The sequence below is a fragment of the Noviluteimonas caseinilytica genome, from assembly GCF_018406605.1.
Taxonomy (GTDB): Bacteria; Pseudomonadota; Gammaproteobacteria; order Xanthomonadales; family Xanthomonadaceae; genus Noviluteimonas; species Noviluteimonas caseinilytica.
In genome coordinates, this window is record NZ_AP024545.1 from 329430 (window position 1) to 354869 (window position 25440).

15 protein-coding genes are annotated in these 25440 nt (G+C 69.1%); 6 read left to right on the top strand and 9 right to left on the bottom strand.

Going from position 1 to position 25440, the window contains the following annotated elements; translation table 11 throughout:
* Positions 1 to 75 precede the first annotated feature (75 nt).
* From LYSCAS_RS01730 to LYSCAS_RS01740, 3 genes are read left to right on the top strand one after another with little or no spacing between them, the layout of a single operon-like run.
* Entirely contained in the window at positions 76 to 1182 is a 1107-nt protein-coding gene (locus tag LYSCAS_RS01730) for an aromatic ring-hydroxylating oxygenase subunit alpha (RefSeq protein WP_213435324.1), read from the top strand.
* Entirely contained in the window at positions 1179 to 2480 is a 1302-nt protein-coding gene (locus tag LYSCAS_RS01735) for an amino acid permease (protein ID WP_244858623.1), read from the top strand. The genes LYSCAS_RS01730 and LYSCAS_RS01735 overlap by 4 nt, the downstream gene beginning before the upstream one ends.
* A 50-nt stretch (positions 2481 to 2530) precedes the next feature.
* On the top strand, positions 2531 to 2818 hold the full coding sequence (locus LYSCAS_RS01740) for a hypothetical protein (protein WP_213435325.1): 288 nt from the start codon (positions 2531 to 2533) through the stop codon (positions 2816 to 2818).
* Here the strand turns inward: LYSCAS_RS01740 and LYSCAS_RS01745 are convergent.
* From LYSCAS_RS01745 to LYSCAS_RS01760, 4 genes are all read right to left on the bottom strand, one after another.
* On the bottom strand, positions 2815 to 4086 hold the full coding sequence (locus tag LYSCAS_RS01745) for a multidrug effflux MFS transporter (protein ID WP_213435326.1): 1272 nt from the start codon (positions 4084 to 4086) through the stop codon (positions 2815 to 2817). The two genes, LYSCAS_RS01740 and LYSCAS_RS01745, sit on opposite strands and share 4 nt — an antisense overlap.
* A 129-nt stretch (positions 4087 to 4215) precedes the next feature.
* The gene (locus tag LYSCAS_RS01750; RefSeq protein WP_279640400.1) at positions 4216 to 7356 is read right to left on the bottom strand and encodes an efflux RND transporter permease subunit; all 3141 of its coding nucleotides are present in this window, start codon (positions 7354 to 7356) and stop codon (positions 4216 to 4218) included.
* Positions 7353 to 8417 carry an efflux RND transporter periplasmic adaptor subunit gene (locus LYSCAS_RS01755; RefSeq protein ID WP_213435327.1) on the bottom strand — a complete coding sequence of 355 codons (1065 nt, stop codon included), beginning with the start codon at positions 8415 to 8417 and terminating at the stop codon, positions 7353 to 7355. Before LYSCAS_RS01755 ends, LYSCAS_RS01750 begins: the two co-directional genes overlap by 4 nt.
* Positions 8418 to 8454: 37 nt before the next feature.
* Positions 8455 to 8652, bottom strand: coding sequence for a hypothetical protein (locus LYSCAS_RS01760; protein ID WP_213435328.1), 198 nt, complete (start codon positions 8650 to 8652; stop codon positions 8455 to 8457).
* A gap of 222 nt (positions 8653 to 8874) precedes the next feature.
* Between LYSCAS_RS01760 and LYSCAS_RS01765 the strand changes: the two genes are divergently transcribed.
* Positions 8875 to 10221 (top strand): choice-of-anchor Q domain-containing protein, encoded by a 1347-nt coding sequence (locus LYSCAS_RS01765; RefSeq protein ID WP_213435329.1) that lies wholly within the window; start codon positions 8875 to 8877, stop codon positions 10219 to 10221.
* Between the two features lie 4 nt (positions 10222 to 10225).
* Here the strand turns inward: LYSCAS_RS01765 and LYSCAS_RS01770 are convergent, their stop codons facing one another.
* The 3 genes from LYSCAS_RS01770 to LYSCAS_RS01780 all read right to left on the bottom strand — a co-directional run bounded on the left by LYSCAS_RS01770 (position 10226) and on the right by LYSCAS_RS01780 (position 18382).
* Positions 10226 to 13363: a BTAD domain-containing putative transcriptional regulator gene (locus LYSCAS_RS01770; RefSeq protein ID WP_213435330.1), complete on the bottom strand. Its 3138-nt coding sequence runs from the start codon at positions 13361 to 13363 to the stop codon at positions 10226 to 10228.
* 62 nt (positions 13364 to 13425) lie between these two features.
* A complete protein-coding gene (locus LYSCAS_RS01775; protein WP_213435331.1) occupies positions 13426 to 15543 on the bottom strand; it encodes a mechanosensitive ion channel domain-containing protein in 2118 nt (705 codons plus the stop codon).
* Positions 15544 to 15712: 169 nt separating this feature from the next.
* Positions 15713 to 18382 (bottom strand): M1 family metallopeptidase, encoded by a 2670-nt coding sequence (locus LYSCAS_RS01780; RefSeq protein ID WP_213435332.1) that lies wholly within the window; start codon positions 18380 to 18382, stop codon positions 15713 to 15715.
* A 170-nt stretch (positions 18383 to 18552) separates the two neighbouring features.
* Between LYSCAS_RS01780 and LYSCAS_RS01785 the strand changes: the two genes are divergently transcribed.
* Positions 18553 to 20067 carry an ATPase domain-containing protein gene (locus LYSCAS_RS01785; RefSeq protein WP_213435333.1) on the top strand — a complete coding sequence of 505 codons (1515 nt, stop codon included), beginning with the start codon at positions 18553 to 18555 and terminating at the stop codon, positions 20065 to 20067.
* Positions 20064 to 21689 (top strand): hybrid sensor histidine kinase/response regulator, encoded by a 1626-nt coding sequence (locus tag LYSCAS_RS01790; RefSeq protein WP_213435334.1) that lies wholly within the window; start codon positions 20064 to 20066, stop codon positions 21687 to 21689. The genes LYSCAS_RS01785 and LYSCAS_RS01790 overlap by 4 nt, the downstream gene beginning before the upstream one ends.
* Positions 21690 to 21693: 4 nt before the next feature.
* Here LYSCAS_RS01790 and uvrA read toward each other — a convergent pair whose 3' ends face one another.
* Both uvrA and LYSCAS_RS01800 read right to left on the bottom strand, forming a co-directional pair.
* Complete coding sequence (uvrA, locus tag LYSCAS_RS01795; protein WP_213435335.1) at positions 21694 to 24207, bottom strand: excinuclease ABC subunit UvrA; 2514 nt, start codon at positions 24205 to 24207, stop codon at positions 21694 to 21696.
* A gap of 10 nt (positions 24208 to 24217) precedes the next feature.
* A complete protein-coding gene (locus LYSCAS_RS01800; RefSeq protein WP_213435336.1) occupies positions 24218 to 25432 on the bottom strand; it encodes an NAD(P)/FAD-dependent oxidoreductase in 1215 nt (404 codons plus the stop codon).
* Positions 25433 to 25440 lie beyond the last annotated feature (8 nt).

The following is a 25440-nucleotide window of genomic DNA, read 5'->3' on the forward strand; positions in this document are numbered from 1 at the left end:
GTAATCCTGCGAGGGTTGGCCCCGCGTGACCTGCCGGGCATGCGCGGCGCGCGCGCGCGCGGCATACTCGGGCGCATGACGCAGACCGCCACCCGCCCGCAGGTTCCGCCGCCGCCGTCCGACCTGGATCCGCAGCCGCTCGACCACGCCACCGCCCTGCCCGCGCGCTTCTACGCAGATCCTGCGTACGTCGCCGTCGACCGCGCGCTGATCTTCGATCGCGGCTGGCAACTCATCGCGCACGTGTGCCAGTTGCGCAACGCGGGCGACCACGCCATCGCCAATTTCGCCGGCCTGCCGGTGATCGCGGTGCGCGGCGCCGACAACGAAATCCGCGTCTTCCACAACGTGTGCCGCCATCGCGCCGGCCCGATCGCGCAGTGCGATGGCCTGGGCGCCAAGGCGCTGCGCTGCCGCTACCACGGCTGGACCTACACGCTCGAAGGCGTGCTGCGTTCGGCGCCGGAAATGGGCGGCGCGCCGGACTTCGTACCGTCCGACATCCGCCTGCCGCAACTGTCGGTGCGCGTGTGGCAGGGCATGGTATTCGCGTGCGTGGATAGTGCGCATGCGCCGGACTTCGATGCATTCGTCGCCGGAATCGATGCACGCCTGGGCCCCGACCGCGGGCTCGAACACTACGGCCACCACCACCGCGTCGGTTACGAAGTCGCGTGCAACTGGAAGGTGTACGTCGACAACTACCTCGAGGGCTACCACGTCCCGCACATCCATCCCGGCCTGAACAAGCTGCTGGATTACCGCAGCTACATCACCGAGACGGCGGAGTGGTACTCCTACCAGTTCAGCCCGCTGGAAAGCGGCGACGCCCTGTACGGCGCGGGCGATGCGCTCTATTACTGGATGTGGCCGAACACGATGCTCAACATCCTGCCCGGCCGCCTGCAGACCAACCGCATCATCCCGCTGGGCATCGATCGCTGCCGCGTGGAGTTCGATTTCTACTACGCGATGGACGAGTCCGAAGCCGGCGTCGCGCGCCGCGCCGCGGACCTGAGCTTCAGCGACGAGGTGCAGGTGGAAGACCTCACCATCTGCGAAGACGTGCAGCGCGGGTTGTCGTCGGGTTCGTACGTGCCCGGGCGCCTGAATCCGTTGCGCGAGAACGCCGTCCACCATTTCCACGAACTGCTGCGCCGGCTGTACCGGACCGGCGCGTGACGTCGCTCGAAGCGGAACCGCAAACCTCATCGGCCCGGCCGCTCGGCCTGTGGTCGGCGATCGCGCTCGTCGTCGGCAGCATGATCGGCAGCGGCGTGTTCCTGCTGCCTGCGTCGCTCGCGCCGTACGGCGCCGCGAGCCTGCTCGGCTGGGGCATCACCTTGTGCGGCGCGATCCTCCTGGCGCTCACGTTCTGCAAGTTGTCCGCGCGCTGGCCGCAGACCGGCGGGCCGTACGTGTATGCGCGCAACGGGTTCGGTGATGTCGCGGGCTTCGTGATCGCGTGGAGTTACTGGATCTCGGTGTGGTGCGCCAACGCGGCGATCGCGGTCGCCTTCGCCGGCAGCATCGGCGCGGTGTTCCCGCCGCTCACCGCCACGCCGCTGCGTTCGGCGATGTGCGCGCTCGGTGCGTTGTGGATCTGCACCGCGGTCAACCTCGCCGGCGTGCGCGAAGCGGGCCGCGTGCAATTGCTCACCACGGTATTGAAGCTGGTCCCGCTGCTGTTGTTCGCCGTGGTCGCGCTGTGGTTCGTCGACACCACGCACTACGTGCCGTTCAACCGCAGCGGCGAGCCGATGGGCCACGTCGTGCAGGCCACGGTCGCGCTGACGTTGTGGGCGTTCCTCGGCCTGGAAGCGGCGACGATCCCCGCCGGCGCGATCACCGATGCGTCGCGCACCATTCCGCGCGCCACGATCTTCGGCACGCTGCTCGCGGGCGTCGCGACGATCCTCGCGTGCACCGTGGTGTTGGGCCTGTTGCCGGGCGACGTGCTGAAGGATTCGCAGGCGCCGATGGCGGATGCCGCGAGCAGCTTGTGGGGTCCGGGTGCGGGCATCGCGCTCGCGGTGGTCGCCACGATCTCCACGTTCGGCGCGCTCAACGGCTGGGTGCTGGTCTCCGGCCAGGTGCCGCTGGCGGCCGCGCAGGACGGCATGTTGCCGAAACCCTTCGCGCGCCTGCATGCGAACGGCACGCCGGTGTTCGGCGTCGTCGCCAGCAGCGTGCTGGCGTCGTTGCTGGTGATGGCCAACTTCAGCCACTCGCTGGTGGAACTGTTCACGTTCTCCATCCTGCTGTCCACGGCGGCGACGTTGCTGCCCTACGTGGTCAGCAGCGCAGCGTGGCTACGCACCGGCGAGCGCAACGGCCGCATCCTGGCCGCGCTGGCGCTGCTTTACAGCCTGTATGCGCTGGTGGGCACGGGCAGCGAATCCCTGTTGTGGGGCGGCGCCTTGCTGCTGGCGGGCCTGCCGGTATTTGCGTTCATGCGGTACAGGGCCGCGACTGCGTAGAATCGCGCCGCGTCAAAACCGGCGCCGTTCAAAGCCCCCTGGGGATTCCGATGCGCATCACCCTGATCGCCCTCGCCTTCGCGCTCGCCCTTGCACCCGCCGTGCATGCGCAGGAAGCGACGAAGACCTTCACCGCCACCGGCAGCAGCGAAGCGCAGGCCTGCGACGCCGCCAACAAGCAGGCGCGCGACTGGGTCAAGCGCGGCAAGTCCGAAGGCCGCACGCGCACGCTCGTCGAAGCCGGCCAGTGCACCTGCACCGCGCAGGGCGCCACGCAGTCGTGCAAGCTCGATGCGCGCGTGACGGATGCGCAGTACGAAGCCGAAGAAGAAGGTTAAAGCCGCTCCGTCGGTTCCAGCGCCGCCGCTTCCGACGGCGCGCATGCCGCCATCGGCACGTTCGACCGCGATTCCCACTTCCAGAACGCCCAGCCCAGCGTGGTGAAGCACGCCGCGCCGATCGCCAGGCGCAGCGGCGACTGGCTGAGCAGCGGCGACAGCACGCCGGCGATGAACGCATTGCTGACCAGGCCGGTGAAGGCCTGCAGCGACGACGCACTGCCGCGCTGGCGCGGATACATGTCGAGGATCGCGAGCGTCAGGATCGGGAACACCAGCGCGATGCCGAACGAATTCAACATCATCGGCAACACCGCCCAAGGCACCGTCGGCACCGGCACGAACACGTTGTAGGCCAGGTTGGCCACCGCCGCCGCCCCGCAGCACGCAAAGCCCAGGCGCACCTGCTGCGTCGCGGCCACTTTGCCCGCGATGCGGCCCGACGTGAACGCCCCGAGCATCATCCCGCCGATCATCGGCACGAAGAACCACGCGAAGCTGCGCTGGTCGAGCTTCAGCAGGTCCAGCACGAACGCCGGCGCCGATGCGATGTACAGGAACAACGCACCGAAGTTGAACGTGCCCGCCGCCGCGAGCCGCTGGAACCGCGGGTTGAGGAAGATCGCCACGTAGTCGCGCAACAAGGCCTTGCCGCGCAGCTTCAGGCGCGCCTGCGGCGGATGCGTTTCCGGAAGCGCGAGCAGCGTTGCGATCCACAGCAGCGCGGAGAACGCGACGAGGAACCAGAAGATCGTCGGCCACGCGCTCCAGCCCAGCATCCAGCCGCCGATCACCGGCGCGATCGCCGGCGCGATGCCGAAGATCATCGACACCTGGCTCATCAAGCGTTGCGCATCGTGGCCATGCAGCACGTCGCGGATCACCGCGCGTCCCACGATCAGGCCCACGCCCGCACTGAGGCCCTGCAGCGCGCGGAACAGCAGCAGCGTCGTCAGGTCCGTCGACAGCGCGCACCCGGCCGACGCCGCGGCGAAGATCGCCAGCCCGCCGAGGATCACGCGCCGCCGCCCGATCGCATCCGACAGCGGCCCGTGCACCAGGCTCGTGAGCGCATACGCGATCAAGTAGACGCTGATCGTCTGCTGCATCGCCAGCTTGTCCGCACCGAGCTGCGCGCCCATCTGCGGGAAGGCCGGGAAGATCGTGTCGATCGAGAACGGCCCGAACATCGCCAGGCCGCCGAGCAGCACGGCGAGGCGCTTGGTCGACAGGCCGGGCTTGGCGTCCGTTCGGGAGGTGGCGTCCATTGGGGCGATGGTAGCGACGTTGCGGGTGAAAGACGGGAATGGAGCACTCGCTTCGAAAGAAACGATCGCCGCCGGCCGCGCGCTTCGGGGGGAGGGAGCACGCGCGACCGACGACGAACGGGGGGAAGGTCAGGCCGTTTGCGGCAATCCGCGAGGCGCGATGTCGTCGTGCGTCGCCACCGTCGCAGGCGTCGGCACCTGCGCCGGCGTCTCGCGCTTCACGCGATAGGCCCAGGCATACAACGTGGGCAGCACGATCAGCGTCAGCAGCGTGGCGACGGTGAGGCCGCCCATGATCGCCCACGCCATCGGGCCCCAGAACGTGGAGCGCGTGAGCGGGATCATCGCCAGGATCGCGGCGAGCGCGGTCAGCACGATCGGGCGGAAGCGACGCAGCGTGGCGCCGACGATCGCATCCCACGGCGTCGCGCCCTGCGCGAGGTCCTGGTCGATCTGGTCGATCAGGATCACCGAGTTGCGCATGATCATGCCCGCCAGCGCGATCGTTCCCAGCATCGCCACGAACCCGAACGGCACGCGGAACACCGCGAGCACCAGCGACACGCCGATCATCCCGAGCGGCGCGGTGCCCAGCACCAGCAGCATCTTCTTCATGTCCTGCAACTGCACCATCAGCAGCACCAGGATCACGGCGACGGCGAACGGCACGACGGCGGCGATGGAATCCTGGCTGGTCTTGCTCGATTCCGCCGCGCCACCGACCTCGATGCGATAGCCGAGCGGCAGCTTCGCCGCGATCGCCTGGATCGCCGGCCACGTGCGCTGCGTGACATCCACCGCTTCGGCGCCCGACACGTCCGCCCGCACCGTGACGGTGGGCATGCGATTGCGACGCCACACGATGCTCTGCTCGCTGCCCAGTTCGATGTGCGCGACCTGCGACAGCGCGACATATTGGCCATCGCGCACGTACAGCTTCACGTCCTTGAGGTTGTCGAGGTCGGTGCGCTCCTGCCCTTCCAGGCGCGTGACCACGTCGATCAGCTGGTCGTTCTCGCGGAACTGGGTGATGCCCACGCCCGAGAGCGAGTTCTGCGTCGTGTCGGCGATCTGCTGCGACGTCACGCCCAGCGCGCGCGCCTTGTCCTGGTCGATCACCAGCCGCATCGTCTGCAGGCGCTCGCCCATGTCGGAGTTGACATCGCGGATCGCCGGATCGGCGCGCAGCACGCCCTGCACCTGGTCGACGATCGCCGGCAGCTTCAGCGGATCGGGGCCGGACACGCGCAGCTTGATCGGATACCCCACCGGCGGGCCGTTCTCCAGGCGCTGCACGCGGCCGCGCACGTTCGGGAAATCCTTCGCGAACATCGCTTCGATGCGCTTCAACACTTTTTCGCGCTCGTGCTCGCCCTTGGTCATCACCATGACCTGGCCGAAGTTGGTGTTGGGCAACTGCACGTCGAGCGGCAGGTAGAAGCGCGGGCTGCCCATGCCGATGTAGCCGGTGACGGCGACGACGTCGGGGTCACGCTGGACCTGCTTTTCGAAGCGCGACACGGCGTCGTCGGTCGCGGCGATGCTCGCGGCTTCCGGCAACCACAGATCGACCATCAGCTCGGGACGGCTCGACGCCGGGAAGAACTGCTGCGGCACCGCCTGGAACAGCGCGAGCGCACCGATGAACACCGCGACCGTCCAGCCCAGCACCAGGCCGCGACGACGCAGGCACCACTCCAGCAGGCGGCGGAAGATCCCGTAGAAGCCGCGCGTGCCGTCCACCGCGTGCGCATCGTGCGCATGCCCGCCCTTCGATTCGGGCAGCAGCTTGTAACCGAGGTACGGCGTGAACAGCACCGCCACCAGCCACGACAGCATCAGCGCGATGCCGACGACCTGGAAGATCGAGATCGTGTATTCGCCCGCGCCCGACTTCGCCAGGCCCACCGGCAGGAAGCCCGCCGCGGTGATCAGCGTGCCGGTGAGCATCGGGAACGCGGTGGCGGTGTACGCGAAGCTGGCGGCGCGCGCGCGATCCCAGCCTTGTTCCAGCTTCAGCGCCATCATTTCCACCGCGATGATCGCGTCGTCGACCAGCAGGCCGAGCGCGATGATCAGCGCGCCGAGCGAAATGCGCTGCAGGTCGATGCCGAAGGCGTACATCACGAGGAACGTCATCGCGAGCACGAGCGGGATCGACAGCGCGACCACGATGCCCGTACGCCAGCCCAGCGACAGGAAACTCACGGCCAGCACGATGATGATCGCCTCGCCCAGGCTCTTGGTGAACTCGTGCACCGATTCGTGCACGACCTCGGGCTGGTTGGAAACGGCGTGGATTTCCACGCCCACCGGCATCGCCGCCTGCACGCGCGCCACCGCCGCGTCGAGGTCGTGGCCCATGCGGATCACGTCGCCGCCGTCGCGCATCGCGATCGCCAGGCCAATCGCATCGTGCCCGTCGAAGTGCATCTTGCTTTCGACCGGATCGGTGTAGCCGCGGTACACGCGCGCGATGTCGCCCAGGCGCAGCGTGCGGCCGTTCGCGTCCACGCCGATGTTGGCGATCGACGCCACCGAATCGAACTCGCCGGTGGCCTTGATCGCCACGCGCTGCGCGCCGGCCTGCACCACGCCGGCGGGCACGAGCGCGTTGGTCTTCTGCAGCGCGTCGGCGATCAGGCGCGGATCCAGGCCAATCGAGGCGAGCTTGGCCGAAGAGGCTTCGACGAAGATCTTCTCGTCCTGCACGCCGATGTATTGCACCTTGCTGACGTCGGGCACGCGCAGGAATTCGTCGCGCGCCTGGTCCACGAACTTGCGCAGCTCGGCGTAGGTGAACCCGTCGGCGGTGAATGCGTAAAGGTTGCCGAACGTATCGCCGAATTCATCGTTGAACGCCGGGCCGCGCACGCCTTCGGGCAGCGTGCCCTGGATGTCGGCGATCTTCTTGCGCACCTGGTACCAGACGTCCGGCACCTTCTTCGCGGGCACGGACTCGCGCAGCACCACGGTGATCTGCGACACGCCGGGCTTGGAGAAGCTGCTGAGGTAGTCGACTTCGGCCACTTCCTGCAGCTTGCGTTCGATGCGGTCGGTGACCTGCTGCGCCACCTGGTCGGCGGTGGCGCCGGGCCACTGCGCCTGCACGACCATCGCCTTGACGGTGAAGGCCGGGTCTTCCATCTGCCCGAGGTGCCGCCACGAATACACGCCGCCCAGCGCGAACAGCAGCATCAGGAACAGCACGAACTGCGGATGCGCGATGGCCCAGCGCGAGAGGTTGAACTTCGTCTCGTGGTCCTTCACAGCTGCACCTTCTGGCCGGCATGCAGCAGGTTGACGCCAGCGGTGACGACGACCTGCCCGTCGCGCAGGCCGCTGCGCACCAGCACGCCATCGTTCTGCGCTTGCGCCAGGTCCACCGGCTGCAGGCGCACGCGCGAGGTCTTCTCGTCGACGATCCACACGTGCGGCTTGCCGCGCGGGTCGTAGATCGCCGTCAGCGGCACGCGGCGCAGCGTGCCGTTGACCGGCAGCGCGACGTGCAGCTTCGCGGTCATGCCCAGGCGCAGCGCGTCGTCGGCGCCGAGCACGGAGATCTTCGCGGTGTAGGTGCGCGTCACCGCATCGGCGTCGGGCGCGAGTTCGCGCAGGCGGCCGGTGTAGCGATGGCGCGGGTCGGCCCACAGGTCGACGGTGAGCGCGCGCGCGTTGCGCAGTTCATCGACGCGCGACTCGGGCACGCTGACGACGAGTTCGCGTTCGCCGCGTTCGGCGATGCGCACGACCACCTGGCCCGCCGACACCACTTGGCCCGCTTCCGCTTCGAGGCTGGTGACCACGCCCGCGGTGGTGGCGCGCAACGTCGTGTACGTCGCCTGGTTGGCGACCACGCCGTAGCTGGCCTGCGCCGCGCGCAGCGCTTCCTGCGCGGTCTGCAAACTCATGCGCGCCTTGTCGAGTTCGGAACGCGACACGTATTGCGCGCCGGCGAGCTGCGAATAGCGCGCGTAGTCGGCCTTCGCCTGTTCGTACTGGCTGCGCGCGGAGGCCACCTGGCTGCGCGAGGCGTTGGCGTTGAGCGTGGCGTCGGTGGGATCCAGCCGGAACAGCGGCGTGCCGGCGGCGACCGTATCGCCGACTTCGACGAGCCGCTGCTGGATGCGGCCGCCGACGAGGAAACCGAGCGCGGCGTCGCGGCGCGCGCTGATTTCGCCCGAGTACGTGGCGCCCACGGCATCGGCCTGGGCGCCGACGCGCAGGACGCGCACGGGCCGCGCGGCTTCGGCGGTTTGCGGTGCGTCGTTGCAGGCGCCCAGGAGGCACACGGCCAAAGCGGCGGGGACGAGCAAGGCGGAACGGGACATGGCGGGATCCGAGGGGGCGTGGGGGCGGTGGGGGACGTCAGTCTTCGAGGGGTGGCGCGGGGGGCGGTGCGTCCTTGCGCGCGCCGCCACGCCGTGTCGTGCGCAGCGCATCCCACAGCTCGACGATGGAGTGGAACGGCCGCGCACGGCCGGTCTTCACGTCCTCGACGACGCCGTCGATGCCGGTGCGTTCCTGCCGGTAGATGCGCACGACGTAGGCGCGGATGGGGGTCACGGGGGCCTCTCCGATCTGATGCGGAGAGCCTCGCCGGAGGGGGGCTACTTATTGGGTACGGATTGCCGAAGGTCGGGACCACGTGCCCCACGGCTGAGCTACTCCCCGTCGCCTGCATGAATGCGCACGCTGGTTGCGCGTCGGTCGCGCTTGACCGGTTCTTCGCATGCGCGCGCGTAGTGGCAGTACGCGCCCCACGAATGCGCGCCCAAGGAGGAACCCATGTCCATGTCGATCGCGTGCGGCGGCATTCGTCGCACCTCCCTCGTCGCAGCGCTGGCTTTGTGCGGTGCGGCCGCCCTGCCCGTCGGTGATGTCCATGCGGCGACGCGCGTCGTGACCAACTGCAACAACAGCGGCGCCGGCAGCTTGCGCGCCGTGGCATCGACCGCGGCCAGCGGCGACACCCTCGACCTTTCGGGGCTGTCCTGCACGCGCATCACGCTCGCAAGCGAGATCCTGCTGCCGCAAACCAACCTCCGGCTGCTGGGACGCGATCGCCTCGCGATGACGCTGCACGGAAACCGCGTGACGCGCGTGCTGCACCACACGGGCACCGGCACGCTGACTGTCGAACGATTGAGCGTGTCGTATGGCTTCGTCCACGGCGCCACCGCGTTCGGCGGCTGCATCGAATCCACCGGCAACGTCACGCTGCGGCAATCGCGTGCGCACCATTGCCTTGCCGACGCGGACAGCGGCGACCAGGCCATCGCGCGCGGTGGTGCGATCCACGCCGACGGCGCCGTGCTGCTCGATCGCAGCAGCGTGTTCGAGAGCCACGCGATGGCGCTCGTGGAATCGCTGGGCGGCGGTGTGTCGTCGCTGGGCAAGACGACGATGCTGCAGAGCCAGGTCTACGACAACAGCGCGGACTGGGGCGGCGGCGTCGCCCCCGAGGACGGCTTCCGCATGACGTATTCGCTCCTGCAGGACAATCTCGCGAACGAATTCGGAGGCGGCGCCAACGTGACAGGCAATGCGGAGATCAACAAGTCGACGGTTTCCGGCAACCATTCGAACGAGGCGGCCGGTGGCTTGCAGTTCAACGCCGGTCCCGCCAATACAGAGGCGGTGATCGCCGAGAGCACCATCTCCGGCAACAGCGCGGACGACCGCGTCAGTGCGATTGCGTTCGTGTCCGCAGAGGGCAGGATCTTCAACAGCACGATCGTGGACAACCATGAAGCGACCACCGACGAATGCTGGGGCGCGGTGTTCACCTTCGGCATGTCCATGGAAAGCACGGTGGTGACCGGCAACACGTGCGATGCCGGCTTCACGCGGGACATCGGCGACCTCCCGGCACAGAATGCCCAAGTGACCGGCAGCCACAACCTGGTCGGCAGTGCCTCCGTGTCGTTGCCTCCGGACACGATCTTTTCCGCCACCCATGGTCTCGGACCGCTCGCCTCGAACGGCGGACCGACGCGCACGCACGCAGTGCTGGCGGGCAGCCCGTTGATCGATCGCGGCAACAATCTGCTGCTGCGCAGCTTCGACCAGCGCGGCACGCCGTTCGCGCGGGTGCGCGGCGCGGCGCCGGATATCGGGGCGTTCGAACGCTGAGCGCCTACTGCCGCAACTGCTGGTACATCCGCTCGCTGCCCGCCGAGGGCTGCAGGCCCAGCGTGATCGACAGGATCTGCCGCATCCGCTGGTAGGCCGCGATCGCCTCCCCGCGGCGCCCCAGGCGGTCGTAGCACCGCATCAGGCCCTGGTAGAACGACTCGATCGCCGGATCCGCATCGATGCCGCGCAGGTAGGCGGCGATCGCGCGATCGTCGTCGCCGGCCGCTTCGAAGGCTTCGGCCTGGCGTGCGAGGGCGTGGATGAAGCGGCCGCGCAGGCGTTCGCGCGCGGCGACGGGCCAGGCTTCGCCTTCGTCCTCGGCCAGGAACGCGCCGCCGTACAGCTCGAGCGCGCGCTGCAGGGCAGGCCCGCTGCCCTGCCCGTCCGATGCCAGCGCCTGCTCGAACGCGAATACATCCACCCACACGCGTTCGGCATCGATCGCCACGCGCCCGCCGCGTTGCGCGATCGCGCGCGGATCACCGAGCAACGTTCGCAGGCGCAACACCGTGGCGTCGAGCGCGCGCGCCGCGGCGTCGCCTTCTTCGTCCGGCCACAGCGCATCGATCAGGCGCTGCTCCGACACGCTGCGCCCGCCCAGCGCGACGACGGCCTTCAACAGGGCGAGCGTCTTCTTCGGCACCTTGCGCGAGAACGCGAGCGGCTGGCCATCGCGCAGCACTTCGAAGCGGCCGAGCATCCGTACTTCGAACGGCCACGGCCAACCGGGCGGATCGGCTTCCGGCGCGCGCATGTGGTACTGGCGGATCGCATCGCGCACGTCGCCGCCGCCGATGCCCAGTCGCAACGCCGCCGCATGCATCTCCGGCAGGACGCGCGGATGCAGGCGCAGCAGGCATTGGCCGTGCCGCGATTCGCGCCCGGCCACGCACCGTTCGATCGCCGCGCGCGCCGCCTCCGCGCCCTGCGTGCGCAGTTGCATCCAGGCTTCCACCGTGTCGATCGCCGGGGCATGGCGCGTCAGGCACGAACCTGCGAGCAGCGCGCGCGCCTGCGCCAGCAACGGCGCGACATCGGCGTGGGGGTCGACCTCGAATTCCGCCAGCGCCAACTGCATGCGTGCCGCAAGCCGCAGCCACACCGGCCCGTAGTCGTCCATCTGCGAAATCATCGCGCGGTAGCAGCCCACCGCTTCGGCGAGCGCGCCGCGATGCACCGCGATCGAGCCGCGCACGCTGGTATCGATCGCGCGATCCAGCTTGCGCCCGAAATTCCAGTACGCCGCGCCGAGGGCGCGCTCGCGCTCGGCCTCTTCGGGATCGCCCAGGCACAGCGCCACGCTCGCGCGCCCGAGATGGCCGTACACGCGCAACGGCGGCAGCACCAGCGCGTTCTCGTCGGCAACGCGGCGTGCGATGTCGTAGGCCTTCAGCGCTTCCTCGTCGCGGCCCATCTTGTTGAGTGCGTGCGCGTACTGCAGCGTCCACATCGCGCGGTAGTTGGCCGTGAGTTCCGGATCCGCGAGCCACGGCGCGACCATCGCGGCGATGCGGTCGGCTTCGTCGAAATCCGCGACGACCTGCGCGTGCGCCAGCATCAGCGTCGCGGCGTCCACGCGCGGATTGACCGGCACGCCCGGCGTCTGCAGCAGCACGCGCATCCGCGCCAGGCACGCTTCCACCAGGTCCGCGCGCGGGCGCTGGTAACTCAGGGCGAACAACAACGCGGCATGCACGCGCAGCTCCGCCGCAAGCGCCGGGAACGCGGGCGCCTCGGCGAGGTGCGAAAGCAACGCATCGATCCAGTGGTCGACCTGCCCGTGGTCGAACTCCAGGTAATGCGTGGCGAGGATCGCCGCGCAACTCAGCACGCGCCCCAGCGTGTCGTCGCCGAAGCCGGCGTACGCGGCCTCGAAGATCGCACGCGACTCCAGCGGCGCGAACGCCGACAGCGAGATGCCTTTCCACAAGCCCAGCCACGGCGACGCAGCCAGCACGCGCTCGGGCAACGCCTCGCACCACGCGCGCAAGGTGGCCAGGCGCCCGAGCTCGAGCAGCTTCGGCGCGAAGCGCACGACGATCGAGGCCGCGACCGCCCAGTCCTGCGCGGCAGCGGCGCAATCGAAGGCCGCTTCCAGTTGTTCGGATTGCAGCAGCAACTCGACGGCCGTGCGGCGTGCGGACGCCACCGTCTCCGCATCCAGCGTGCGTTCGAGTTCCTGCACCAGGTAGGCGCGGAACAGGTCATGGAACTGGTACGCATCGCCACGCCGCTCGACGAACAGGCGCTTGCGATACAACTGGTCGAGCACCGCACCCGCGTGCGCATCACCGGCGATCGCCGCCGCCTGGTCGGGCGTGGCGCGCGGCAGCAGCGCGATGCGCATCAGGTGTCCGCGCACGCGCTCCGGCAACGCACCGACGATCTGCGCGGCGAAATACGCGAACAACACCTCGCGTCCCTGCGTATCCGGCATCGCGGCATCGGCGCCGCGGCGCTTCACCTGTTCCAGCGTGAGCACCAGGCCCACCGGCCAGCCGTCGGCCTGCGCGTGCACGCTGCGCAACGTGGATTCGTCGAGGTGCTGGCGCAGGTTGGCGATGCCGCAGGTTTCGTCGAAGGTGAGGCGCAGTTCGTCCCAGTCCAGCAGCGCGATGCGGTCGGTCGCGCGCAACGCGGCGCACTCCGGTGGGGGTTCGCCGCGGCTGGTCGCGACGATGACGAGGCGTTCGGGTACTTCTCGCGCGATCGCCTCCAGCATCGCGTGCAGCGGCGCGCCGGCGGGCAGCTCGTGATAGTTGTCGAGCACGATCGCCGCGGGCGGCTTCATGCGTTCGAACAGCGCGCGGAAATACAGGCGCGCGAAGCCCGCGGGATCGGCGGCGTGTTCGGCGGTGAACGTGGGCAGCGGCGCATCGCGCTTGCGCGGCGCGGGCGCGGCGCGTCCGAGGTAATGGAAGAACGTGGCGAGGTCGCGATCGCCCGGGTCCACCTGGTACCACAGGCCGCCGACGCGGTGCGCATCGAGCCAGCTTGCGACCAGCGCGGTCTTGCCTGCGCCGGGCGGACCGACCACCCACACCAGCGGGCGACTGCGACATTCGTCGAGCCGCGCGAACAGGCGCTCGCGCGGGAGGACCTGGTGCAGTTTCGGCCGCGTGAGTTTCGCGTGCGCCACGACACGCCCTCTCGTCAGGACGCCGCGATCATACCCCCGCGATCCGGCGGTGTTCCCGTGCTTCAAGCCACCGTGCGGGGCGGCGGCGCCAAGCGGATGCCGGCATCCTCGAACGCCCCCAGCACCATCAGCCGCAGGTCGCTGGCGATGCGGCGGCGGTCGACGGCGGGCACCAGGTCGATCCAGTAATGCAACGCGAAACGCAGGCCGTTGTCGGCGAAGTCTTCCAGCAGGACCACCGGTTCCGGATCGTCCGCCAGCTGGCCGTGGCGCGAGGCCGCCGCGCGCATCGCATCGGCGACCGCGCGCGGATCGGAATCGCCATCCACGACGACTGCAAGAGATTGCCGATGGCGACGGGTCCGGAACGTCACGTTCTTGACGTTCTCCTCCATCAGCACCGAATTCGGGATCAGCGTTTCCGCGCCATCGCCGTCGCGCACCACGGACGTGCGCAGGTCGATGTCGACCACGGTGCCCTGCAAGCCGCCGACTTCGATGACATCGCCGAGGCGGAACGGCCGCTCCACCAGCACCAGCACGCCGCTGATCAGGTTCTTGAAGAGCGACTGCATCCCGAAGCCGATGCCGATCGCCACCGCACCGCCGATGAACGCGAACGCCGCGAACGGAATACCCGCGATCGCCAGGCTCGCCAGCACGCACGCCGCGATCAGGATCGCCAAGGCCCAGCGCCGCATCAGGCGCGCGCGGCCTTCATCGACGTGGCGACGACGATGCAGCCAGCGTTCGGCCCAGCCGGTGGAGATCGTCGCCAGCCAGATGCCGAGCACCAACAGCAATGGCGCCTTGATCACCTTGCCGACGGTGACGCCGCGTGGCACGACGGTCTTGCGGCCCTCGACTTCGATGGTCTGGTCGACGCTGAACAATTCGAAGTTCCAGGCGCGCGCGATGCCGTCGCGCACGATCGCCCAACCGATGCGCACGCGTTCGCGCCAGTCGGTCTGGCCGGCGCGCGCGTCGAAGTCGGTGCGCAGGCGATCGATCAATTGCCCGAGCTGGCGTTCGTCGAAGATCGCGCGATCCACCATCTGCAGGCGCGCATCGAACACATCGCGCAATGCGTGCTTGTCGGCCGCGTCGGGCGCGCCGGGGGCCTGCGCAAGCTCGTTGCCCAGCGCGCCGCTGCGCGCGAGGATCTGGTCGCGGAAGGCCTGCAGGAAATCATGGCGCCGTTGCAGGCGCGCGAGCAGCACCGGCCCGTTGCGGCGCGCTTCGATCAGCGCGGCCGCATCGTGGTCGCGGTAGAAGCGCAGCGCGAATTGCCAGGCCAGTTGTTCGGTGGCGAGGTTGGTGAGCGCTTCGCGCGCGAGCTCCAGGTCGATGTCGGCGTTGGCGATACGCTCCTTCGCGGCCTCCGCCTGCAGCGGCGTGGCGGTGCTGGCGATCGCGAGCCAGTCGGCGCGCGTGCGCTCGCGCGCTTTCGCGGCGGCCGACATGCGCTGGCGCAAGGCATCGCCGCGGGCGCCCAGGCGCGCATCGATGGTGGCCGCATCGCGCGCACTCGCGGGCAGCGTGCGCGTGCTCGTCTCGCGCAATCGTGCGGCATACGCATCCCGCTGGCGGCGCGCGAGCGATTGCTGCACGTCGAGCAGGCGCAGCATCAGGTCGGTCTCGGCGGTCGCCGATTCGTTCAATTGCGCTTCGAGCGCGGCGATGGTGCGCGACTGCGCATCCGCCCCCGTTTCGGTGAGCGTGCGCAGCCGCGCGACGCGATCGGCGAGTTGCGTGGCGAGCGCGGCGCGCTCTTCGACCAGGATGGCGCGACGCCGCGTGTTGCCGGCGATGTCGGCGTCGAGGCGTTGCAGTTCGCGGCGCAGGTCGTCGAGCGCGAGCACGCCGTCGGGCACCGGCACGGTGATCGGCGCCGCGCCCAGGCGCGCGACATCCTTGATCGCGCCCTGCACGTCGCGGCGACGTTCGAGCGAGGCCAGCAGCAGGCGGCGCAGAAATTCGGGGCGATCCTCGGTGAGCGAATCGGAGGGCGGCCCGAGTTCGGCGCGCAACGTTTCCACCCGCTTGTCGAGATCGCCCTTGCTGGCCTCCTGCGCGATCGCCGCGCCCGCGCACGCGAGGCACAACGCGACCGCCGCGACCGCAAGCCATCGGCGTGGGCGGTCGGCGGGCGCGGCGGGAGGGCGGGCGTGGTCGCGCATGGGCATGGCGTGGAGGGGCAATGGAGGAACGGGAGCGGTGGCCGGGGGGCGGCCATGGGCGTTGGCGGAAGTCTCGGCGGGCGTGGGTACGGATGGACTATTTTTTGGCCGCGCAACGAAAAACGCCGGGCAACTGCCCGGCGTTTCGCGTCTTCAACGACGGGCGGAATCAGCTCCCGTGCTTGCCCAGCCACGCGCCGATCGCGGGCAGGCGTTCCTTCTTCACCTTCGAGCGGTACGTGATGTTGGCGACCGCGGTATCGGTCTCGCGGCGCGACGAGGCCACGATGTTCTTGTCCGCGTACGCCTTCAGCTTGCCGATCATCGCCGGATCCAGCGAGTTGCGTGCCAGGCCCGGGTAGTAGCGGCTGCGGGAGGTCGAGTCGATCTTCGATTCCAGCTGCTTCTGGTGCGCCACCGCGTAGTCGAACGCCAGGTCCGGATGCTGCCCGGACACCACCGAGATCATGCTCGCGCTGTTGGTCTCGCCCGGTTCGTCCGTCAGCGCAAGGTCGAGCGCCTTCTGCGCCAGCGCCTTGTCTTCCGGGATCGACAGCATCGTGTAGTACTGGTCCTTCACCAGCGCGGTCTTCTCCGCCTTTGCCATCTCGTGCAGCTTGTCCCACGTGGCGGCGTCGGCATGCTGCGCGACCACGCCCAGGATCGTGCGGCGCAGCGCGGTCGGCATCGCCTTCTCGTCGGTGGCCGAGGCGTCGAAGCGGCGACGCGCTTCGGCGATCACCTGCGCATCGCCGAGATCCGACAACGCACCGATCAGCTGCGTGCGCAGGATCGCGACCGGATCGCTTTCGTTCGCCTTCGCTTCCCAGCCGATGCGCGCGAACGCCGGCTGCAGCGTCTTGATCGCGAACTTGCGGAAGCGCGCCTGGCCCTGCGCATCGCCGTCGTAATAACGATCGATGCTGGTGAAGCTGTCGGCGATGTCCGCCCAGATCGCCGGATCGGCGTCGGGCTTGGCACGCATCGCCAGGTCCAGGTAATCCGACGAAGGCTGCAGGCCCGCCATGCCCAGCGACCAGATGTCGTTCATCAGGCCCAGCTGGTCGATCGGCGCGAGGTTGCCGAACTGGTCGCGGATCGCGGCGAACTGCGTCGGCGCGTACAGCGTGCGGTAGTAGCCGCTCTGGCCCGCGTTGAGGATCACCGGCGCGCAACCCGGGACTTCGATGGAGCCCGATCCGTTTTCGACCAGCGTGCGCACCGGCTTGCCGCCGACGCCCTGCGCGATCACCGGCACGCGCCAGGTGAGCGACTGCTTGTCGGGACGATCGCGCGTGAACTCGCCCTGCTTCAGCTGCAGCGTGGTCTTGCCGCCGGTGCAGGTGGACGAGGTGACGGTGATCAGCGGGATGCCCGGCTGCAGCGTGAAGTCATGCGCGATGTCGACGATCGGCTTCCCCGCCGCTTCCTGCACGGCCATCCACAAGTCGTCGGACACCGTGTTGCCGTACGCGTGCTTCTTGATGTAACGGCGCACGCCTTCGCGCCACGCATCGGCGCCGACGTAGCCTTCGAGCATCGAGATGACCGCACCGCCCTTCTGGTAGGTGATCGCATCGAACGCCTGGCTCGCCTGCTCCACCGTCTCGACGTGCTGCACCACCGGGTGCGTCGTCGCCACGGCGTCGCGGTTCATCGCCTGCTCGCGCGACCCCACGGCGTACAGGCCGGTGTTCCATTCCGGGTGCAGCTTCTGCGTGGTGCGCGCGGCCATCCACGTGGCGAAGCCTTCGTTGAGCCACAGGTCGTCCCACCAGCTCATCGTGACGAGGTCGCCGAACCACTGGTGCGCGATCTCGTGCGCGGCGATGGAGAACACGCCCTGCTTGTCGGACTGCGTGGAAATCGTGGGATCGAGCAGCAGCGCGTACTCGAACGTGTAGATCGCGCCCCAGTTCTCCATCGCGCCGAAGAACTGGCTGCGGCCCGGCGAGGCCACGTTGTCGAGCTTGGGCAGCGGGTACGGCGTGCCGAAGTAATCGTTGTATTCGCGCAGCACATCGGCCGACGACTGCAGCGCGAACTTGGCCTGGTCGACCGAACCGGTCTGCGCGACCACGCCCACTTCGGTGGCGCCGGCCTGCATCGTCGCGCGCTCGAAATCTCCGAGGCCGAAGAACAGCAGGTAGGTGGACATCTTCGGCGAGGTCTGGAAGCGCACGCGCTTCATGCCGTTGCCCAGGTCCTTCGTGTCGGCGGCCGGCATGTTGCTCACGGCCATCTGCTTGGCCGGCACGTCGGCGGACAGGTCGAAGATCGCCTTGTAGTTCGGTTCGTCCCACGACGGCACGAACTTGCGCGCGTCGGAGTTTTCGAACTGCGTGTACAGCGCGCGCTTCTTGCCGGCCTTGGTGTCGTAGTCGATCGCGAACAGGCCGTTGGCCTGCGTGCCGATCTTGCCGGTGTAGTCCATCGAGAGCAGGTACTTGCCGGCGGGCAGCGGCTTGTCGACGGTGAACGTGGCGGTCTGCGCCTCGGCATCGACGGCCACCTTCGGCTTCTGCACGCGGCCGTTCGCCGGGTTCAGCACCACGTTGGCGAACGTCATGTCCACGGCGTTGAGCACGATCTTGTCGGTCGGCTCCAGCACGTCGATGGCGATGGAGACCTTGCCGTCGAACGTCATCTTGTCGGCGTGCGGCGTGACGGCGATCGTGTAGTTCGTCGGGCGCACGGTGCGCGGCAACTGCGTGGTGGCGTTGGTGACCGCCGGTGCGGAATTCATGTCGGGCGCCTGGGCGGCCGCATCGAACGCAGCAACATCGAGGGCGGCGCCGGCCAGGGCGAGCGTGATGGCGGTGACCAGGGTGCGACGCATGTGGGAGTCCTATGGAGGAAAAATCCGCCCCGTTGGGCGGAACTGGCCGATGGTGAGGGGTGGCGCCCGCCAGCCCCACCGCCGGAAGTCATGGCATCGCCTGAAGGGAACCGTGACGCGTGACGGCCCGTGCACGTGGCGTTGACACCGCGTTTACGGAAAATCCGTCCATGCCCTCCCAATCCCTCGCGCTCCCCGCGCCGATCCGTACCGGCGTGGAAGGCCTCGATGTTGTCCTCGATGGCGGCCTGACCCCGCACCGGCTCTACCTCATCGAGGGAGTCCCGGGCTCGGGCAAGACCACCATGGCCCTGCAGTTCCTGCGCGCGGGCGTGGAAGCGGGCGAGCGCGTCCTGTACGTGACCCTGTCCGAATCCGAGCGCGAACTGCGCGAGGTGGCCCACGCGCACGGCTGGACGCTCGACGGGATCCACGTGCATGAGCTGTTCCCCACCGGCGACCAGCTGGACCCGGAATCGCAGTACACGATGTTCCACCCCTCCGAGGTGGAGCTGGCCGAGACCACCCGCCGCGTACTGGACGAGGTGGAACGGCTGAAGCCCGATCGCGTGGTCTTCGACTCGCTGGCCGAGCTCCGGCTGCTGGCCGGCTCGATGCTGCGCTTCCGCCGGCAGGTCCTGGCGCTGAAGCAGTACTTCGGCGGCAAGGGCACGACCGTGCTGATGATCGACCAGAGCCAGGTGGCCGACCAGGGCCTGCACGTGCACACGATCGTGCACGGCGCGATCCAGCTGGACCACCTGTTGCCGGACTTCGGCGGCGATCGCCGGCGCCTGCGCGTGAGCAAGATGCGCGGGCGCGCGTTCCGGTCCGGCTTCCACGACTACAAGATCGAGACCGGCGGCGTGCGCGTGTATCCGCGCCTGATCGCGGCGCACTTCCGCCGCAGCGGCGCCAATGCGCCCGTGGCCAGCGACCTGCCCGCGCTCGATGACCTGCTGGGCGGCGGCCTGGACCGCGGCACCAGCACGCTGCTGATCGGCGCCGCGGGCGCGGGCAAGTCGTCGCTGGCCTCGCACTTCGTGCGCGCGGCGTGCGCCCGCGGCGAACATTCGGCGATGTTCCTCTTCGACGAAAGCATGCGGGCCCTGACCACGCGATCGAAGGGCATCGGCTTCGATATCGAAGCGCGCATGGCGGATGGGTCGGTGGACGTGCAACCGATCGATCCGGCGGAACTGTCGCCCGGCGAATTCATCCAGCGCATCCGCCACGCGGTGGAAGTCGACGAAGCGCGCGTCGTGGTGATCGACAGCCTCAACGGCTTCCTCAACGCGATGGCCGAAGAACACCACGTGCTGATCCAGCTGCACGAACTGCTGTCGTACCTCGCGGCGCTGGACGTCACCACCATCCTCATCGCCTCGCAGGCGGGCCTGATCGGGCACATGCACACCACGCTGGATGTCAGCTACCTCGCCGACACCGTGGTGCTGCTGCGCTACTTCGAGAGCCGCGGCGAGGTGAAGCAGGCGATCTCGGTGCTCAAGAAGCGCACCGGGCCGCACGAACGCACCATCCGCGAACTGCGCATTTCGTCCGACGGCCTGCACATCGGCGAACCGCTGCGCAACTTCCGCGGCGTGCTGACCGGCGTGCCGCAGGAAGACGACGGCCACCGGGAAGTCAGCATGCGCGTGGGCATGGCGCCCGGGGTGTCGTGAACCATCCCCTGCCCGGACCGGGCCTGCGCGCCCGCGTCCTGCTGTTGCTTCCGACCGCGCGCGACGCCGACATCACCCGCACGATCCTGGAAGACAACGGGCTGGTGGGCCACGTGTGCCGCGACGCGGGCGAACTGCGCGCCGAACTGGCGCTCGGCGCCGGCGCGGTCCTGGTCGGCGAAGAACTCCTGCAGGGCGAAGGCGTGCATGCGGCGGTGGCCGAAGCGCTGGATTCGCAGGGGGCGTGGTCGGACCTGCCCGTGCTGATCCTCACCGGGCGCGGCGCGGATTCGCTCGCGGTCGGCGACGCGGTGGCGATGCTCGGCAACGTCACGTTGCTGGAGCGGCCGATGCGCGTGACCGCGCTGCTGAGTGCGCTGCGCACGGCATTGCGCGCGCGGGCGCGGCAATACGAGATCCGCGATCACTTGATGGCGCTGGAACGCGCGCGCGACGCCGAAGCGCAGGCCGTGCGCCGCAAGGATGAATTCCTCGCGATGCTCGCGCACGAACTGCGCAATCCGCTCGCCCCGATCCGCAACGCGCTGCACGTGCTCTCGATGGACGATGCCGATCCCGAACGCCGCGCCGCGTTGCGCGCCACGATGGGCCGCCAAGTGGACCACATGGTGCGCCTGGTCGACGACCTGCTCGAAGCCTCGCGCGTCTCGCACGGGCGCATCGACCTGCGCCGCGCCGTGATCGACCTGCGCGAGGTCTTGCGCAACGCGGTGGAGCTGAGCAAACCCCTGGTCGACGCGGGCTGCTACACGCTGCGCGTGGACATGCCCGACGTGCCGCTGAGCGTGCACGCCGACCCGGTGCGCCTGTCGCAGGTGTTCGGCAACCTGTTGAACAACGCCGCGAAGTACGGACGTCCGGGCGGTCGCATCTGGGTGCGCGCGTCGGCGGTGGGCGATGCGGTCGTGGTCGAAGTGGCCGACGACGGCATCGGCATCGAATCCAGCGTGTTGCCGCACGTGTTCGAGTTGTTCACGCAGGGCCGCCGAGACCGCCATCGGCTGCAGGACGGCCTGGGCATCGGCCTGGCGCTGGTGAAGCAGCTGGTCGAACAGCACGACGGGCGCGTGGAAGTGAACAGCGACGGCCTGGACCAGGGCACGCGCGTGCTGGTGCGCCTGCCGCGCCTCGTGCAGGCCACGCCCGAGGCGGAAGAAGCGCAGGACCTCGCCCCGGTGTCGCGCCCGCTCGAAAGCGAAGCGCTGCGCGTGCTGATCGTCGATGACAACGAAGACGCCGCCCGCACGCTGGCCCTGATGGTCGAACTGCTCGGCATGGAATACCGCATCGCGTGCGACGGCGAGACCGCGCTGGAGGAAGCCGCGCGCTTCTCCCCGCAGGTCGGCTTGCTGGACATCGGCTTGCCGGGCATGGATGGCTACGAACTCGCGCGCCGCCTGCGCAACGATCCGCGCCACGCCGGCACGGTGCTGATCGCGATCACCGGCTGGGCCGGCGCGCAGGACCAGCAGAAGACGCGTGCGCTGGGCTTCGCGGACCACTTCCGCAAGCCGGCGGACATCACGCGGTTGTCGGCGTTGCTGGAAGCGACGCGGTCCAATCTCCAGCGGCGGGCCGGCGCGGAGAGTTCCGCCGCCTGACGCGTCAGGCGCGTGCGTCCATCGTCTTGCGCAGATAGGACGAAGTCCGGCTGCCCTTGGTCCTGGCCACTTGCTCCGGCGTGCCCGCCGCGACGATCTTCCCGCCCGCATCCCCTGCCCCGGGCCCCACGTCGATGACCCAATCGGCATCGGCGACGACGCGCATTTCGTGTTCGACGACGATGACGGTGTTGCCGGCGTCGACCAGTTCGTGCAGCTGCACCATCAGGCGATCGACGTCGGCCGGATGCAATCCCGTGGTCGGTTCGTCGAGCACGTACAGCGTGTCGCCGCGATGGCTGCGCTGCAGTTCGGTGGCGAGCTTGATGCGTTGCGCTTCGCCGCCGGAGAGTTCGGTGGCGGGCTGGCCGAGGCGCAGGTAGCCCAGGCCGATCGCGTGCAACAGGTGCAGCGGGCGTTGCAGCGCGGCTTCGTCGGCGAAGAACGCGAGCGCTTCCTCGACCGTCATGCCGAGCACGTCCGCGATGTTCTTCCCCTGCCATTGGATCTCGAGCGTCTTCGCGTTGTAGCGCGCGCCGTGGCACGTGGGGCACGGGGTGAACACGCTGGGCAGGAACAACAGTTCGACCATGACGAAGCCTTCGCCTTCGCAGGTTTCGCAGCGGCCCTTGGCGACATTGAAGGAGAAGCGGCCCGCGTCGTAGTGGCGCGCCTTCGCGGCCTTCGTCGCGGCGAAGAGCTTGCGCACGTGGTCGAACAGGCCGGTGTAGGTGGCGAGGTTGGAACGCGGGGTGCGGCCGATGGGTTTCTGGTCGACGTTCACCAGGCGACGGATCGCGTCGGCGCCGGAGGCGATGCGTCCCGAGGTCTGCACGACGACGGTGGGAACGTCGCTTTCCTGTTCGTCGGCTTCCGGTGCGGTGCCGAGGTGTGCGCACACCAGGTCGACGAGCGCCTGGCTGACGAGGCTCGACTTCCCGGAGCCGGACACGCCGGTGACGGCGGTGAACGCGCCGAGCGGGAAGCGTGCATCGAGCGCGTGCAGGTTGTTGCGCGAGACGTGTTCGAGGGCGAGCCACTGCGTCGGCTTGCGGCGCGTGCGCGGTGCCTGCGTTTCCCGATCGAAGAGATAGCGCGCGGTGCGCGATTGCGTCACCTCGCGCAATCCCGCCGGGGGTCCGCTGTAGAGCACGCGGCCGCCGTGCTGCCCCGCATCCGGGCCGACGTCCACCAGCCAATCGGCGCGGCGCATCATCTCGAGATCGTGTTCGACGACGAAGATCGAATTGCCCGCCGCGCGCAATTGATCGAGCGCGTGGTGCAAGGCTTCGCTGTCGGCCGGATGCAGGCCGGCGGTGGGTTCGTCCAGCACGTAGATCACGCCGAACAGGTGCGAACGGAGTTGCGTGGCCAGCCGCAGCCGTTGCAACTCACCGGGCGACAGCGTCGGCGTCGCGCGATCCATCGCGAGGTACCCGAGCCCGAGCGCCTGCAACGTGCCGATGCGTTCGACGAGATCCTGCGCGAGGCGTTGCGCGGCGAGGCGCTTGTCGTCCGACAACTTGCGCGATCGGCCATCGACCGCAGGCTGCAGCGTCTCCGCCATGCGATCCAGCGACAACGCGGTGAGTTCGGCGATGTCCAGGCCCGCGAACGTCACCGACAGGGCCTCGCGCTTCAGGCGCTTGCCCTCGCACACCGGGCACACGCTGCCCACCATGTAGCGCGCGACGCGCTTCTTCATCGTCGCGCTCTGCGTGGTGGCGAAGGTGTGCAGCACGTATTTGCGCGCCCCCATGAAAGTGCCCATGTACGCGGGCTCCTCCTTGCGGCGCAGCGCGGCGCGCGTTTCCTTCGGCGTGAAGCCGGGATAGACCGGCGCGACGGGTTGTTCGTCGGTGAACAGGATCCAGTCGCGGTCCTTTTTCGGCAGGTCGCGCCAGGGCACGTCGACGTCGTAGCCGAGCGTCACCAGGATGTCGCGCAGGTTCTGCCCGTGCCACGCCGGCGGCCACGCCGCGATCGCCTTGCCGCGGATGCTCAGCGACGGGTCGGGCACCATCGAGGCTTCGGTGACTTCGAACACGTGGCCGAGGCCGTGGCAGTGCGTGCACGCGCCCTGCGCGGTGTTCGGCGAGAAGTCCTCCGCGTACAGCATCGGCTGCTTCGCCGGATACGTGCCGGCGCGCGAATACAGCATGCGCACGAGGCTCGACAGCGTGGTGACGCTGCCCACCGACGAGCGCACGCTCGGCGTGCCGCGTTGTTGCTGCAGGGCGACCGCGGGCGGCAGGCCTTCGATCGAATCGACATCGGGCACGCCGGCCTGGTCGATCAGGCGGCGCGCGTAGGGCGCGACGGATTCGAGGTAACGGCGTTGTGCTTCCGCGTAGATCGTGCCGAAGGCGAGCGACGATTTGCCGGAGCCCGAGACGCCCGAGAACACGACGAGCGCGTCGCGCGGGATGTCGAGGTCCACGTCCTTGAGGTTGTGTTCGCGCGCGCCGCGGACGCGGACGTGGGTGTCGGGCGTGGCGGTGGGGCGTTGCGCGCGCATTCGGTGCACTCTATCCGAGGCGTGCGAAGCCGAACAGCTTCGCCAAGGGATGCGCGCGCCGCTCGATCTGCGCACGCAACAAACCTGCCCCCAGCATCGAGTACGTGATGCCGTTGCCGCCGTACGCCATCGCGTAGTGCACGCGCGGCCCGCGCTGCGCATGCGCGCCGAAGAACGGCAATCCATCCGCGGTTTCGGCGAACGTGCCCGCCCAGGAGAAGCCCGGCGCCAGCGTCGGCAAGCGCGGCAGCAGCGCCTGCGCGCGATCGCGCAGCTTCGTCGCTTTCTTCTCGACGCGCGCATCGCGACGCGCCGGCACATCGATGCGATCGTCGTCGCCGCCGACGAGCAGGCGCTGGTCCGGCGTCGTGCGCAGGTAGAGATAGGGGCGCGCGGTTTCCCACGCGCAGGTGTTTTCGATCGCGCCCAGCGCGCCGGCTTCGAGCGGATCGCTGATGAAGGCGTAGCTGCTGCGGTTGCGCGCGACGCGCTGGTCGAGCCACTGCTGCGTGGCGTAACCGGCGGCGAGGATGGCGTGCGAGGCGGTGATCGACGGGCCGGCCTCGGTGCGCAGGACCACGCGGCGCGACGTGGACGCGATGTCCGTCACCGTCGTGCGGTCGTGGACGGCCACGCCTTGTTTCTCGAGTTGCTGGAAGATGCGCGAGGCCAGGCGGTACGGATCCACCGACGCAGCCTGCGACGTCAACAACGCGGCCGGGGCTTCGATGCCGTAGCGGTCGCGGATGTCGTCCGCTTCCAACCAGCGCGAATCCAGCCCGATGCGCCGGCGCGCCTCGCCTTCCGCGCGCAAGCGCCGCACGTGCCAGGGCCGGCTCGCGTAATACAGGCTGTCGCAGCGCGCGAATCCGACGTCGCGCACCGCGCGTGAGACGTCCTGCAATTGATCGATCGCCGAGGCGCACGCGCGATACGCGAGCGCGCCGTTGTCGTCGCCGTACTGTTTCGAGATGTCGACCAGGTGCTCGTCGATCTCGTACTGCAGCAACGCCGTGCTGGCCGCGGTGCTGCCCCACGCGATGTCGCGTTGTTCGACCACGCACACCTCGTGCCCGTGCGCGGCCAGTTCACGCGCGATCAGCGCGGACGTGATGCCGCCGCCCACGATGGCGACGTCGCAACGCACGTCCCCGCGCAACGGCGGGAACGCGGTCATGAGGCCGTTCTTGACGGCCCAGAAGGGATAACCGGATTTGAGGTCCACGGCCGAGC